Origin of the sequence: Paenibacillus sp. FSL H3-0302 (assembly GCF_037982245.1) — a bacterium.
In the GTDB taxonomy this organism is placed as follows: Bacteria; Bacillota; Bacilli; order Paenibacillales; family Paenibacillaceae; genus Paenibacillus_AQ; species Paenibacillus_AQ odorifer.
In genome coordinates this window covers 5,853,875-5,868,097 of record NZ_CP150284.1, presented here as the reverse complement: position 1 = coordinate 5,868,097, position 14,223 = coordinate 5,853,875, and the positions used below count along the sequence as shown (strand labels likewise).

At 45.8% G+C, this 14,223-nt stretch carries 11 protein-coding genes; 6 read left to right on the top strand and 5 right to left on the bottom strand.

Features of this window, described 5'->3' with window-relative positions; translation table 11 throughout:
• Positions 1-4 precede the first annotated feature (4 nt).
• Positions 5-3,022, top strand: a complete 3,018-nt coding sequence (locus MHH50_RS26095) for a carbohydrate binding domain-containing protein (RefSeq protein ID WP_340011278.1) — start codon at positions 5-7, stop codon at positions 3,020-3,022.
• Positions 3,023-3,135: 113 nt separating this feature from the next.
• Positions 3,136-3,333, top strand: coding sequence for a hypothetical protein (locus tag MHH50_RS26090; RefSeq protein ID WP_340033641.1), 198 nt, complete (start codon positions 3,136-3,138; stop codon positions 3,331-3,333).
• 199 nt (positions 3,334-3,532) lie between these two features.
• On the opposite strand, the gene MHH50_RS26085 is transcribed toward MHH50_RS26090, so the two are convergent.
• Positions 3,533-4,561 carry a LacI family DNA-binding transcriptional regulator gene (locus MHH50_RS26085; protein ID WP_076304913.1) on the bottom strand — a complete coding sequence of 343 codons (1,029 nt, stop codon included), beginning with the start codon at positions 4,559-4,561 and terminating at the stop codon, positions 3,533-3,535.
• A 122-nt stretch (positions 4,562-4,683) separates the two neighbouring features.
• Between MHH50_RS26085 and MHH50_RS26080 the strand changes: the two genes are divergently transcribed.
• The gene (locus MHH50_RS26080) at positions 4,684-6,384 is read left to right on the top strand and encodes a glycoside hydrolase family 13 protein (RefSeq protein ID WP_340033640.1); all 1,701 of its coding nucleotides are present in this window, start codon (positions 4,684-4,686) and stop codon (positions 6,382-6,384) included.
• Positions 6,385-6,422: 38 nt separating this feature from the next.
• Here MHH50_RS26080 and MHH50_RS26075 read toward each other — a convergent pair whose 3' ends face one another.
• The gene (locus MHH50_RS26075) at positions 6,423-7,523 is read right to left on the bottom strand and encodes a M23 family metallopeptidase (RefSeq protein ID WP_076099379.1); all 1,101 of its coding nucleotides are present in this window, start codon (positions 7,521-7,523) and stop codon (positions 6,423-6,425) included.
• Positions 7,524-7,777: 254 nt separating this feature from the next.
• On the opposite strand from MHH50_RS26075, the gene lipA reads away from it, so the two are divergent.
• From lipA to MHH50_RS26060, 3 genes are all read left to right on the top strand, one after another.
• Complete coding sequence (lipA, locus tag MHH50_RS26070; protein ID WP_036685320.1) at positions 7,778-8,683, top strand: lipoyl synthase; 906 nt, start codon at positions 7,778-7,780, stop codon at positions 8,681-8,683.
• Between the two features lie 236 nt (positions 8,684-8,919).
• The gene (locus MHH50_RS26065; RefSeq protein ID WP_340033639.1) at positions 8,920-9,585 is read left to right on the top strand and encodes a YutD family protein; all 666 of its coding nucleotides are present in this window, start codon (positions 8,920-8,922) and stop codon (positions 9,583-9,585) included.
• A gap of 433 nt (positions 9,586-10,018) precedes the next feature.
• Positions 10,019-10,228 carry a hypothetical protein gene (locus MHH50_RS26060; RefSeq protein ID WP_340033638.1) on the top strand — a complete coding sequence of 70 codons (210 nt, stop codon included), beginning with the start codon at positions 10,019-10,021 and terminating at the stop codon, positions 10,226-10,228.
• A 330-nt stretch (positions 10,229-10,558) separates the two neighbouring features.
• Here the strand turns inward: MHH50_RS26060 and MHH50_RS26055 are convergent, their stop codons facing one another.
• From MHH50_RS26055 to MHH50_RS26045, 3 genes are all read right to left on the bottom strand, one after another.
• Positions 10,559-11,998: a S41 family peptidase gene (locus MHH50_RS26055; RefSeq protein ID WP_076128004.1), complete on the bottom strand. Its 1,440-nt coding sequence runs from the start codon at positions 11,996-11,998 to the stop codon at positions 10,559-10,561.
• Positions 11,999-12,079: 81 nt separating this feature from the next.
• Positions 12,080-13,264 (bottom strand): copper amine oxidase N-terminal domain-containing protein, encoded by a 1,185-nt coding sequence (locus MHH50_RS26050; RefSeq protein WP_076218719.1) that lies wholly within the window; start codon positions 13,262-13,264, stop codon positions 12,080-12,082.
• A 146-nt stretch (positions 13,265-13,410) separates the two neighbouring features.
• Positions 13,411-14,214 carry an NAD kinase gene (locus tag MHH50_RS26045; protein ID WP_036685317.1) on the bottom strand — a complete coding sequence of 268 codons (804 nt, stop codon included), beginning with the start codon at positions 14,212-14,214 and terminating at the stop codon, positions 13,411-13,413.
• Between the last annotated feature and the right edge of the window lie 9 nt (positions 14,215-14,223).

The following is a 14,223-nucleotide window of genomic DNA, read 5'->3' as shown; positions in this document are numbered from 1 at the left end:
CGCGATGAAACGTAAGTTATGGTACGTGCCCGTTCTGATTACATCTATTCTTCTTTCTACTGTGATTAATTTATTCGTCTTAGCGCCACAACAGGCAGATGCAGCCAGCATCGGTACGATTAACGAGAATGATACCATTTATCAGATTATGGTTGACCGGTTTAATGACGGGGACTCTTCCAACAATGCTACGGGAGCGGCAATTCGCTATGGCGAGAACTCTGAAGAAGATTTCCGTTATATGAAAGGCGGAGATTGGCAAGGAGTGATCGACAAGCTGTCTTATATTAAAAATATGGGCTACACCGCGATCTGGATTTCCCCAGTGGCGGAGCCGCAAATGACGAATCGGGAGAACAATGGCAGTGGTAAAAACACGGCGTATCACGGGTACAACGTTAAGGACCCTAACGCAGCCAATCCCTACTTCGGTACAAAGGAGAAGCTGAAGGAGTTAGTGGATTCCGCACATGCGGTTGGCATCAAGGTGGTTATAGACGTTGTGCCAAACCATATCGGGGATTATATGCTGGGTACCCAAGCCTACTATGATATCCCTAGTCTGCAGCCAGCAGCTCCTTTCAATAACCCGGCTTGGTATCACCATAACGGAGATATCAACTGGTCTTTGGCAGACGGAAGATACGATCAATGGGCACAGGATTACTTAGAAAATCATGATCTAGGCGGACTGGATGACATTGACTTCGATGTCCCTGCTGCTAAAAAGGCCATATTTGATTCGATTAAAGGCTGGTTTGACTATACAGGGGCAGATGGTGCGCGTGTAGACGCAGCCAAGCTGATGAAGCCGACTGATATTGGTGAATTGCAAAATTATCTGGGGGTTAATACCTTTGGCGAGAATTTTGACGGCAATGCTGAATTTGTCTCGCGCTGGGTCGGCAACAACAAGGAGTGGGGCATGCTTGATTTCCCAATGTTCTTCTCCGTTCTAAATAGCTTCGCATATGGGCAGTCTTTTGACTCCAATATTAAAAGCACCTTGGCACAGGATTCCTACTATAACGGAAATGCCAATCACATGGTTACCTTTATCGACAATCATGACCGCAATCGTTTTCTCACAGAAGCTGGAGGAAGCGTAGATAAGCTGCAGAACGCTTTGAGTTTTATTTTTACAGTGCGTGGAACACCCGTTGTCTTCCAAGGTACGGAACAGAACAAAGGCAATGGTAATGGGCAGATTATGACGGGAGGCATCGCCGATACCTGGAACCGCTGGTCAATGGTGAAACGGGATGCAAACGGCAATGTAATAGAGAATTATTTTAATGAGAATGCCAGCACCTACAAGCACGTAGCCAAACTTAATGAGATTCGGAAAAATAATCCGGCACTCCGTACAGGCACTCAACGTGAAATGTGGTCTGCACAGAACTTATATGCTTTTTCACGTCGTATTGACACTGGAACTAATCTGGGGCAGGAAGTTATCTCCGTATTCAGTAATAAATCCAGCGGCTCGCAGACCGTTACCATTCCACTGCGTGCAGAGAGCAGCTTGGCAGTCGGGACGGTTCTTTATAACCAGTTGAACACTTCGGATACGGTAACCGTACAATCGGGTGGAGCAACTGGCAAGCAGATCACTGTAACCGTGGGTGCAAATGCAGCCAAAATCTATGCCAAACAACAGCTTCCTACAGATACAGTTGCTCCAACTGTACCCACTAACGTGACCGCAACCGTTCAAAATGCATCCAGTGCTTTAGTAAGCTGGACCGCTTCCACCGACAATGTAGGTGTGACCGGATATGAAATTTATCGCAACGGCGTAAAAGTGGGTACATCCGCAACTACTTCATATACAGATAACGGATTATCTGCCAGTACTACGTATGACTATACGGTAAAAGCAATGGATGCAGCAGGCAATCTATCCCTCCTTAGCGCGATTGCTTCAGTGACAACACCAGCGGGGAACAGTGTCACTATTTACTATAAGCAGGGCTATGCCTCGCCTTATATTCATTATCGCCCTGCAGGCGGAACTTGGACGACATCACCGGGTGTGGCGATACCTGTCTCTGATGTAGCAGGCTACAACAAAATAACGATTAATATCGGCTCAGCCAGCCAGCTTGAAGCTTGCTTTAACAATGGCAGCGGCACTTGGGACAGTAATGGGGGCAGCAACTATTTATTTAGTACCGGCACCTGGACCTATACACCAACTGGCAATATTCAATCGGGTGGACCCGTGACGCCGACACCAACGGTAACGCCGACACCGACACCGACGGTAACACCAACGCCAACTCCGACGGTAACGCCGACACCGACACCAACCGTAACGCCAACACCGACGCCAACGGTAACGCCGACACCAACTCCGACGGTAACGCCGACACCGACACCAACCGTAACGCCAACACCAACACCAACGGCAACACCTGTCGGCAGCACGGCAACGATCTATTATAAGAATGCGGCTTATAGCAGCTCTTATATCCATTATAAGCTCGATGGTTCAACGGTCTGGACGACGTCTCCAGGCGAGCAGCTTCAAGCTTCTGCTTTTACAGGATATAAGGCGGTTACGATTCAGTTGGACACGGCAGCTGGGCTGACCGCAGCCTTTAATAATGGCAGTGGCACATGGGATAACAATGGAGGCAATAACTATCATTTTGCTGCGGGCACCTGGAGTATGGTGAATGGCAACATCACCGCAGGAGAGCCACAAGCAGATAGTGTTACATTCCGAGTAACTGTTCCTGCGTCTACTCCTGTGAGTGGTCCCGTTTATCTCTCCGGTTCCTTTAATAGCTGGAATGCGGCAGATCCGAACTACCAACTGACGAAGGGTAGTGACGGTATTTACTCCATCACACTAAGTCTACCGGCGGGAACAGCAATTCAATACAAAGTTACACGAGGCGCTTGGACTAATGTGGAGGTGAATTCGAATGGATCGGATCTTTCCAATCGAACCCTTACGCCATCAGGCGGTGCACAAACCGTAAATCTGACGGTTCAGCGCTGGAAGGATCTATAAGCTTCATAATATCTACAGCTTAAACACACCAAGGAGCGGCTCCCGTATGGGGCCGCTCCTTGGTAAGCAGTATGAAGCTTTTTAATTGCAGAAAGTACAATTAGACTTTCTGTTTGAAGCTGGAAGAAAGATTTAACTGCATTTTGTGCAGTAGAATTCAGGAAAAAGGCTGTTTTTTACCGATTTCACGAGTTTTGATTGCACAAAGTGCAATTAAATCGAATGTTACCCATCTTATAAGGATTTCTATTGCACAAAATGCAATTAAATCCGATGTAGCCATTTTAGCTACTCAAATTCGATCAAGCTAAAGCAGTTACTCCAGACAATCAAGCCGAATCAGCACGCAGCGCAATAAAGTTCAGTCAGCTACACAAGCTCAATCAAGCTCAGTTAGTTACTCCAGATAATCAAGCCGAAACAGCACTCAGCGCAATAATGTTCAGTCAGCTATACAAGCTCAATCAAGCTAAATCAGCAGTCAGAGTAACCAAGCTTCCCGCCTCTTCACTACGTTCCCGCCGGGAACTGGGATCTCATAGTTGACTCACGAGGAATGAGTTCTGGCTCGAGAAGCAAATGCCTAGAGGGTATGTTGTTGTTACGAATGCGTTGCATCAGCAGCTCGCCTGAAGATACCCCCAGCTGGAAGGTGTCGATATTTAGCGAGGTTAGAGGAGGCGTAGTGTAACGGGACAGAGGATATTCATCAAATGCGGCAATGCCGAGCTGTGAGGGAACATGAATATCCAGTGATTTTGCAGCTTGAAGCACCCCGAAGGCAACATAGCTGTTCATGCATACTACGGAGTCTGGTCGATCTTCGCTCTGTAGAAGCTCAAGTGCAGCATGATAGCTCTCATGTTCATCAGCCTTACAATTGATAATCCATTGCTGCTGATCGGTAAGATCTGCTTGCTGCAATGCTTGCAAATATCCACTCAGACGATGGGTATAAATCTTTTCCTGCTGCTGCCCGCCTATGAAGGCTATTTTGGAGTACCCCTGCTTTATTAAATGTGAGGTCAGCATGCTGCCGCCTGCTTCATTATCGAAATCAACCCAGCTTCCGGGAGTCATAATTTCGCCGATGGAGATGTAGGGAAACTCCAAGCGGTTCAGTTCTTCGCAAAGCTCTTCCGTGAGTACGGAGTTATTCGCTATGATTCCGTCGACACGTTTGCTGAATACAAGTCTATTTAGAAAATGTCCTTCCGGACTACTATGCTGTACATTGGAAATAGTCAGCTCGTATTTTAAAGGCGCAATTACACTTTCTATTCCACCGATGATGTTGTAGAAAAACTGGTTTAGAAATTCACTTTCCTTGGACATATCGACCAGGAGACCAATATTACAGCTGCTTTGTCTGGCTAATCCGGTAGCGATACTACTTGGTGTATAGTTCATCTGCTTCATAATTTCGCGAACCTTGTGTTTCGTTTCCTGTGATATTTTGGGGGAATCGTTTAATACTTTGGATACGGTAGATTTAGCCACATTGGCTGCTTTGGCAATATCAGAAATGGTTACTTTCATTGTCTTCCCCTCATAATCCGGAACGGTATTTGTAACCATAATAACACAAATTTAGCAGTCTCTCTAATCACAATAAGTCTCATAGATTTAACGATAAAAGTATAAAAAGGAGTTTAGAAGTTATGCCTCATACATGGTTTTTATATCATACAAGTGAAGATCCGTTTGCCTATCCTATGGGTACGGGCATCTTGAAGCTCAGACTGTTCACGCAAGCTGGACAGCAATTATCCTGTACCGTCATCTACTCAGACCGTTATGATTCTCCGGGGCATGAAGTTCCTTTGCAGATGGAGCGGATTGGGTCGGCAGGTGTTTATGAGATACATGAAGCGGTCATTGAGACCCCTACTAAAAAATGCAGATATCTATTCCATGTAACTAATCCTGCTGGTGAATATGTCTGGTATGGAGAGAGAGGGGCGTCGGAGAACCGGGAACGTGCGGGTTCTTTTCAATATGCATATCTCCATCATTCTGAGGCGTTGAAGTTACCTTCATGGAGCATGGATGCAGTAACCTATCAAATCTATCCCAGCAGTTATAACGAAGGAACCTTACAAGGCATCTCTGACAAAATGCCCTACCTGCAACAGTTAGGAGTAAACGTTGTTTATATGACGCCTGTATTTGAGTCTCCTTCAGAACATAAATATAATACCTCCGATTACTATAAGGTTGATCCAGTATTTGGGGATACGGAAGGATTGAAGGCACTGGTCAGCCAGGCGCACAGACATGGAATCAAAGTGATTTTAGATGCTGTGTTTAATCATTCGGGAGATCGCTTTTTCGCGTTTAAGGATGTGTTGGCAAAAGGAGAGCAATCTCCGTATAAAGATTGGTTCTTCATTCATTCCTTTCCGGTTACGCAGACCCCTGTACCCAATTATGAAACGTTTGCCAAAGCTGAAGCGCATATGCCAAAGCTGAACATGGACAATCCGGATACGGCGAATTACATGATTGAGGTTGCGAAGTATTGGGTGCGCGAGACAGGGATTGACGGCTGGCGTCTGGATGTGGCCAATGAAGTTAATCCGCGTTTTTGGTCCCGGTTTCGGCAAGAACTCAAATCTGAATATCCTGAAATCCTGCTGATCGGTGAGATTATGCATGCTTCTGGGCCATGGCTTAGAGGGGATCAGTTCGATGGAGGAATGAATTATGTGCTTCGTGATGCAGTGTTAGAATTTTTTGCGGAACAATCGACGGGGCCAGTTCGCTTTATGGAGCAATTGCTCCATCAGGAGGCGTTGTATAATGACCAGGCGAATTCGGCTATGTTTCAGTTGCTTGGCAGCCATGATACCCTGCGGTTTCTTACAGCGTGTAAAGAAGGTGGGCGTGGTTGGGACCGCTTGGGTACCGCTGTTGAACGTATGATGCTGGCTGTTTTTTTCCAGATGACCTATATCGGCATTCCAATGATCTATTACGGGGATGAGGTTGGGATGGAAGGGGCGACGGACCCCCACTGTAGAAAAGCTATGATATGGCAAGAACAAGCTCAGAATGCAGTGCTGCATAAGTGGTATCAACAGTTGATTTCTCTGAGAAAAAGTCATGAGGTTCTGCGCAAAGGCTCCTTCCGTCCTTGGTTTACTGATGAAGTTCGTAGTGTGCTTGGTTACATACGAGGTGTGGAGCACGAAAAGATAGGGCTGATTATCAATAATTCTCCAAACCCTTACCAACTAGAGCTTAGCCCATATCGAGCTGATAAGAACGAATTAACTGATTTATTGTCTGGAGTAATTTTTAAAAATAATAATAAGCTTACGGTCAGCATTGAACCATTCGGCTGTTTGATGTTGTATTAAAAAAGAAAGGGCCCCTCTCTAAGGAAAGGGACCTTATTCTAATTTACGGCACTTTTTTTGCTTCTTTTGTTCTTTAAGTCTCTATATTCCTGATTCTCCCATTGTTTCAGTAATGGAAACGGATCAAAAGCCCATTCGGTAATTCCGCGATCGCGGTAAATGCCAAAATGTAGATGCGGAGGAAATTTCCCTTGAGTTCCGGGATTGCCGTAACCCGAGCTGCCTACCCAGCCAATAATTTCACCGGGGGTGACTATATCTCCGCGAGAAATGGTTTTGTTATATCCAGATAGATGAGCGTAATAATGGTAACGGTTCTCAATATCGCGAATCCCGATTCTCCAGCCGCCGTACCGGTTCCAGCCTTTTGTCTCCACTAAGCCAAAGCAGGTGCTTCGGACTGGCACTCCTTGAGGTGCAAATAAATCTGTTCCTTCATGGATACGTGCTCCACCCCAGCTTCTTCCAGTGCCCCAAGTGCTACGATAAGAATAAAGGTTACTTAAGGGAAGCGGGAAGGCATTGCCGGATAGGTCCAGCCGTCCAAAATGTTCATATAACTTCGCGAACTGGGTAATGCGCTGCGAGGCGCGGCCATTGTGATAATACTCCCAGACCCCGATACTGAAATCACTAGCGGATTGTCCATACTTCAATAAGTGTCTAGCCATACTATACAGAACGTCCGCATCATTCTCTGGATCAGCAATGCCGTCTCCTGAGCCATCACTGCCAAAACCATCAAAGAAGCTAATGGAGTTCGGGGAAGTATCCCCTTGATCCGGATTGAGTGGACCAGCCCATACCGGTGCCGGGATCTTTATGGCTGTAAGGCGCGTGGAGACAGGCTGCCCTGAGGCTCCCTTTTTGGCGAGCGTGCGTTCATATTGATCAATGGCTGCGAACCTAAACCACGGGATACCAGTAGCTGCGCTCATTTGCTCATAAATCTGTCTTCGGCCAGACCATTGCGCTTCTTTGCTAGCACTAGCGGGATCCCCGCTGCTCATCACCGGTTGGATTGTAGGCCGCGCTACAGCTGCTGAAACGGGAAGGTTTAAACCACCCCAGAGGATAGCGGCCGCGGACAGGCATAACAGGGTTCTCCGGTCTTTAATATTCTTAAATAGGGCCAGCAAGATAACAGCCTCCTTTTGTCCGGGCATTAAATTGAATGTAGTTACTTCGGATGAAGCTTTTTTATAGATTGGTGCAAAATGCTACTTTTTATCCGTTCTTGTCTAAAGGTACCAGAAAAATCTCGCTGGAAACTCCAGATGATACACCCTGCATATTTCACAAAAACAGGCAATTGTAAATCGCACATGTTATAATATGAGGCAGCAACTTTCATCTGCAGCATCACATTCAGGAGGAAGCGGGGTTTATCATTTTGTCTAATAAAACAGCAAAGCAACCTAAACCGGATTGGATTAAGATTAAGCTAACTACCGGTGACAACTATCAGGAAATCAAAAGCATGATGCGTTCCAAAACTTTACATACCGTATGTGAAGAAGCTAGGTGTCCGAATATTTATGAATGCTGGGCAAACCGTACGGCTACCTTCATGATTTTAGGTGATATTTGTACACGCGCATGCCGTTTTTGTGCAGTGAATACAGGGATGCCTACAGAACTGGACCTGCAGGAGCCTGAACGTGTAGCTGAAGCTGCAGAGAAAATGAATCTTCGTCACTGTGTGGTGACTAGTGTGGCCCGCGATGATCTTGCGGATGGTGGCGCTCAGATTTTTGCTGAGACGGTAGCGGCGATTCGTAAACGCCTTCCGTTATGTAGTGTTGAAGTGCTTATTCCAGACTTTTTAGGAGACCGGAATAGTCTTGAGATTGTCATGAACAGTAATCCAGACATTCTTAATCATAATATTGAGACCGTGGAACGGATGTCAGATCGTGTACGGGCTAAAGCGAAGTACCCTCGTTCCTTGGAATTGCTGCGTAGAGCCAAGGAAATGAAACCCAATATTCCAACCAAATCGAGCATCATGCTTGGTGTCGGTGAAGAGTGGAATGAGATTTTACAAGCAATGGATGATTTGCGAGCCGTAAATTGTGATATATTGACTTTAGGACAATATTTGCAACCCACTCCAAAACACTTAAATGTGGAGAAATATTATCCACCGGAGGAATTTGCATTGTTGAAGGAAGAGGGAATGAAGCGTGGCTTCAGCCACGTGGAATCAGGCCCGCTAGTTCGCAGCTCTTATCATGCGCATGAGCAGGTGAAGTCTGCAGCTCAAGCTCGCGAGGAGCGTGCGGTTTCTTCTAGCTAATTATTGCTTTTCTGTGGTTTAATTCACGGAGAATGTTAGTAAGAGGAGGAAGAAGCGACAGCGTTCTGATATCTCTGCTCTTAGGTTACCCATAAAAATCGTTGATTTGCGTCATCGGAGGGGAATATTGGTGCTGTAGGAGCGGTTCTAGAACAGCGACCGAAAGCCCAATATTCCACATAGATGGCGGCATAATCAACGCCACGATACCCAAAGAAAGGCAGGCGACAAAAGGTTTGATCGTAATAGGCGGAAAAGGCTATGAACTTATGTTGGATCATAAGGATGGTTGGAATCCGGAGGCGTTTCGCGGGAGATATAGCGAGGTGCTGGAAAGATACGACTATATTATCGGTGACTGGGGTTACAGTCAGTTGCGTTTGAAAGGTTTTTACCGGGACAACCATCCTAAGGTGAATCGGGATACAGCGATTTCGGGTATGGTTGATTATATTAATGAATACTGCAATTTTGGCTGCGCTTATTTTGTGCTGCATAAATTGAAAGAGGTACCACAGGAAGGCATGTTTAAGGATATTTTAATCAAAGAAATACCAGAGCCGAGTGATGAAGAGGCCTTGGAGCAAGAAGGGGAAGCTAGTGATGAAGCGGCTGCAGATAAAGAGTTCTCTGTTAAAGAAACATCCTCTAAGCAAGGCTCGAATCACTCATTGGCATTTAAAGAGATGACTTCTTCTAAGGACAATATGGTGAAGGATAGACCTGTGAGAGAACATCAGAGCCGAAATCACCGGGGCAAGGATTCACAGGGCAAGAAATCCAAAAAGGATTTCCAAGGCAGACCGCCACAAGGTCAGTCTCAGAAGCCCCAAAACACACCAAAACCTCAAAGCGCTCAAAACAACCAAAACAATCAAAACATAGAAAATTCACAACCTTAATGATGAAAGCTGAACCATAAGTAGAGTCCTTCTACGAATGAGCCAGCTTTTTTTCTTATAAAAAATAGCAGAGCAGCGTTTCTCCCGTTACTTGGAGATCGCTGCTCTGCTGTTGCTGTGCCGCTCGGTGTTGCTGTGCCGCTCGGTGTTGCTGTGTGGCTCGGTGTTGCTGTGCTGCTCGGTGTTGCTGTGCCGCTCGGTGTTGCTGTGCCGCTCGGTGTTGCTGTGTTGCTCGGTGTTGCTGTGTTGCTCGGTGTTGCTGTGTGGCTCAGTGTTGCGGTGTTGCTCAGTGTTGCTATGTGGCTCGGTGTTGCTGTGTTGCTCGGTGTTGCTGTGTGGCTCAGTGTTGCGGTGTTGCTCAGTGTTGCTGTGTGCTGTTCAGTGTTGCTGTGTTGCTCAGTGTTGCTGTGTGGCTCGGTGTTGCTGTGTTGCTGTGCCGCTCGGTGTTGCTGTACCGCTAGGTGTTGCTGTGTGGCTCAGTGTTGCGGTGTTGCTCAGTGTTGCTGTGCTGCTCGGTGTTGCTGTGTGGCTCGGTGTTGCTGTGCCGCTCGGTGTTGCTGTGTGGCTCAGTGTTGCTCTGCTGCTCTTTGCTGTTAGTCGTTGGCTGCTTGACCCAGCAGTTTCATCATCCCCTAAGGCTTAAGGACCCAGATGCCGTTATTTGCGAATTTTCAGCCTTTTGAGCGGTGTTTCGGACTCCAATGATGCTATTCGTTAGAAAGAGGCGTAATTATGGTGTTTTTCATACCAATAGCGACTATGGGGTCCGATAGCATAACAAATATGGATTAATATTGCGTTTAGGGTCATCCATGTCCGATAGGTGCTACAGATGTTTCGTAGGTGCAAATATTATCCAACTAAACAAAGAACAGGAGTTGTCTCAACGGCCATTTCATGGCTTATGTGACAACTCCTGTTTTTACTCATTGGTGCTTGATTCAGCAGCTTAATGATTAGTGAGATTAAGGATCTATTTTACAGATAATTTCAATTGTTTCTGTGTTGCATTGTAACTCCATACAAGCGCAGGGAACTTCTTCTTAAAGGCATTTAATTCAATGAAGGTCTCGCCGTTCTGAGAAAGCGCCTCTTTGGAGGACAATGTAAAGCCGGTCGCTTTACCTGCCCCGTTCGTAACGATGACTTTTTTGTTTTTGGCATCCCATGTGATGTCGCCTTCGATCAGTGCACCTAATACGAGCGAAGAAGCATAAGTCTTATCTCCTTGCTTTATTAGACCCACATTACCAGCAAAGGCAACCCCGTTGACGTTCAAGATATGATGATCACCGGAAACCTCAATGCTTTTCATTCCTGCAATCTGAAGAGCGGTAATCAGCTGTGCAGTTTTGCCTTTAACCTCAATATCCGGTGCAAGGCCGATGTGATTAAAGTCTTCTTTATTTGGAGTTAGGTATTTCTGCGTAGTCAGCTTCAGCATGTCTCCATTAGACATTGGAAGCAGGCTCTGAATACGTGCTTTGCCGAAAGAACGAGTGCCTACGACGGTAGCGAGCTTATTGTCACGTAATGCGCCAGTAAGCGCCTCAGAAGCGCTGGCAGTGTACTCATTCGTTAGAATAACGACGGGTACGCCTATTTTGCTGCCGCTGGTAATCGTTACTGGAGTAAGTGCTCCGGTTTGATCAGAGGTATACATCATAATGCCTTTATCCATAAAATTGGAGGTAATGTTGTATGCCGAATCCATATAGCCGCCTAAGTTGTCACGCAAATCAAGCACCATCGATTTCATACCTGCTGCGCGCATCTTTTTCAGCATGGCGGCGAATTCTTCATCGGAATTCTGTGTGAAACCGCTTAGTGTGATGTAGGCTATCTTCTGTCCAACAATGGTTCCGGTAACGGAAGTTGAGCTGATTTCATTCCGGGTTACACGAAATGATTTAGACACTCCATTCCGGAGCACCTGCAGAGTGACCTTGGTGCCTGCGGCTCCGCTTAACTCGTCACCTTCAGTCTCTTCAACGGGGATTCCGTTAATTTTGACTATCGTATCGCCGCGTTTCAGACCTGCTTGTTCTGCAGGCGAACCGGGTGTTATGTCTTCGATGTAGAGCTCTGTTGCGGTATATTGCAATCTAACACCAATACCAACGTATTCCAGATCAACATCATGTTCAAATTGTGCCGCTTCCTCGGTATTGAAGTATTGGCTATAGGGATCATCCAGGGTGTTCACCATGCCGTCAATGGCTCCACGAATCAAGGTATCCTTATCTACACCGGAGAGGTTATAGTTCTCCAGAATATTCATGACTTCATTGATAAGATCACGGTTATCTGTAGATGCCTGAGCGGCATCGGCAGCAGACACCACTGGAGCAAAAGTTAGGGATAAAGCCAGACAGCTGCCTAGAAGTGCACTTATTACTTTATTGGATTTCATGGAATCATACGCCCTTTTTATATAATTTATAAGATAAGAAAGTATACACTGCACGAATTAACTTTCTGTGACGTATGGTTGTTAGGATTTCACAAGTTTATAGTAAACGCTGTAGGTGTTATCAGTAGTCCATACCCCGTTATCCGACTTGGATAAAATGAAGATCGTGCCTTGCTCAAAAGTTTCCTCTTCACTGGCATCCTTCTCTTTGCTTTCTACATAAATAGCGGCTTCTTTGGCGCTAAAATAGTAGATATTCGAAACGCTTGGAGTATAAGTGACGTCATATGAAGTAAAGAAATCTTCCAGATCTTCCTTAAGGGAAGTATCATATTCTTCTCCGTATGAAGTCATGGTGGAGAGAACAGCAGCCGAATTTTGTTCATTCATAGCTTGATAATATTTGGTGATATTACCTTTGATGGCATCCGCATCATTTTGAGGAATGTTAGCTGCTGTTTTTAGAGCTTGTTCACGAGTCAGCAGTATCACGGAGCTTTGGGATTCCACAGATGATATTTTCCAGCTTCCATTCTTGCGGACAAGTGTATACATGTATTCGTCCTCTGTATCTGGCGTATAGGCCCCACCTGTCCGGCGAGAGCTTTCCAGTGTATAGACAGTAGCGTCATTGCCTGAAATATCAATGATTTCCAAACTCTCAATAGTATTTTTTATGTCAAAAATCTCAAAGGATGCATTAAGATCCGCTACTGACTCCGCATTTGAGGATTCTGAATCCATAAGGGAATAGAAGCTAATCGCTTTTTCTTCATTGAAATACTTATTAGACAAACGGATTAATGCTGTAATCGCTGCTTCGTCCTTATCTTTGGATACTGGGGTGGTAATTTGCACGCTTCTGCTGGTTGAATTCCAGACGGCTGTGCCTCCGGTTGCCTCTGCGATAAAACGTAAAGGAATGTATGTAGTGCCAGCTGAGGAGACTGGTGCGGTGGTCAGTTTTTTCACGGTTCCGTTAACGGTTGCGCGGTTGCTGCCAATTTTCAGGCTGATCGCCAGATTTGAACTTTTACCTGTTACTGTTCCAGTCTTGGCATCCCAAAGCACCTGAAGTCCAAGCTTTTCGAAGATGACCCGGAAAGGGACAAGTACAGAATTGTTCGCTAAGTATGGGGTTCCTGCGGTAAAGGAAACCTTACTGCCGTTGATATAAACATCAATCGGTTTTGAAGCAGCAAAAGCCGGGACCGCCAGTATCAGGGCCAGAAGACTTATGCTCAAGAGGGATAATAATTTTTTCAACAGTACTCTCTCCTTTTATGTAACTCTTTGTAAAATAGCCTCATTATACCATTTGATTTCTCTCTATGTCTATCAATTGGTGTTAGTTTTGTCACACCAAAAATAGCCGGAGATATTGAAATCTCCAGCTTTTTGATCCCCTGATCTCAGACTAAGAAAGCTTCACGGACACGGTTCCAGAACGGAAACGGACGATACCTTGCAAAGCTGACTTTTTTGTCTGAAACTTGACAGCGTACTGAAATCAGGTCATCAACAGGAATGTTGTTATGATCTACGGTGAGCAGCAAACGCTGGTCTTTACATGAAAAAATGTCACAATGATGATGCTTCGGCAGTAGTAGCGGAGAGCCCATTGTCCGGAATACACGGTTGTTAATAGACGCGATTTCGGCAATCTGCAGCGCTTCTATTGAAGGGTGAACCATAGCGCCCCCAAGGCTTTTGTTATAAGCGGTGCTGCCAGAGGGAGTTGAAATACAAAGTCCATCGCCCCGGAACATTTCGAAGGTGACATCATTGATGTCGATTTGGATCATTATAGTTCCATCCACCCCTTTAAGGGTAAATTCGTTGAGGGCAATGTGAGACGAAGATCCCGATTTTTTGTGAATCTCCAGCTCTATTAATGGATATTTCACAATGCGCGGTTTCTGCGGCTCAGAATCACCGGTTCCGCACATATAATCGATTAAGGTGGGCAGCTCTTCTGCTTGCCAGTCCGCATAGAAGCCGAGGTGTCCTGTGTGCACACCTACAAAGGCTAAGTTGGGAATCTGATCGATAAAGGTATGAAAAGCGTGCAGCATTGTGCCGTCTCCACCTATCGAGATGACGATTTCCGGAGACTCGGCATCCAGTTGCAAATCCCGCTCCGCCGCCAGCTTGTGAAATTGCTCGGCAAGTTTGATTGACAGCTCATCACCGCGGTCCAGAACATAATATCTCAAGATGTACAA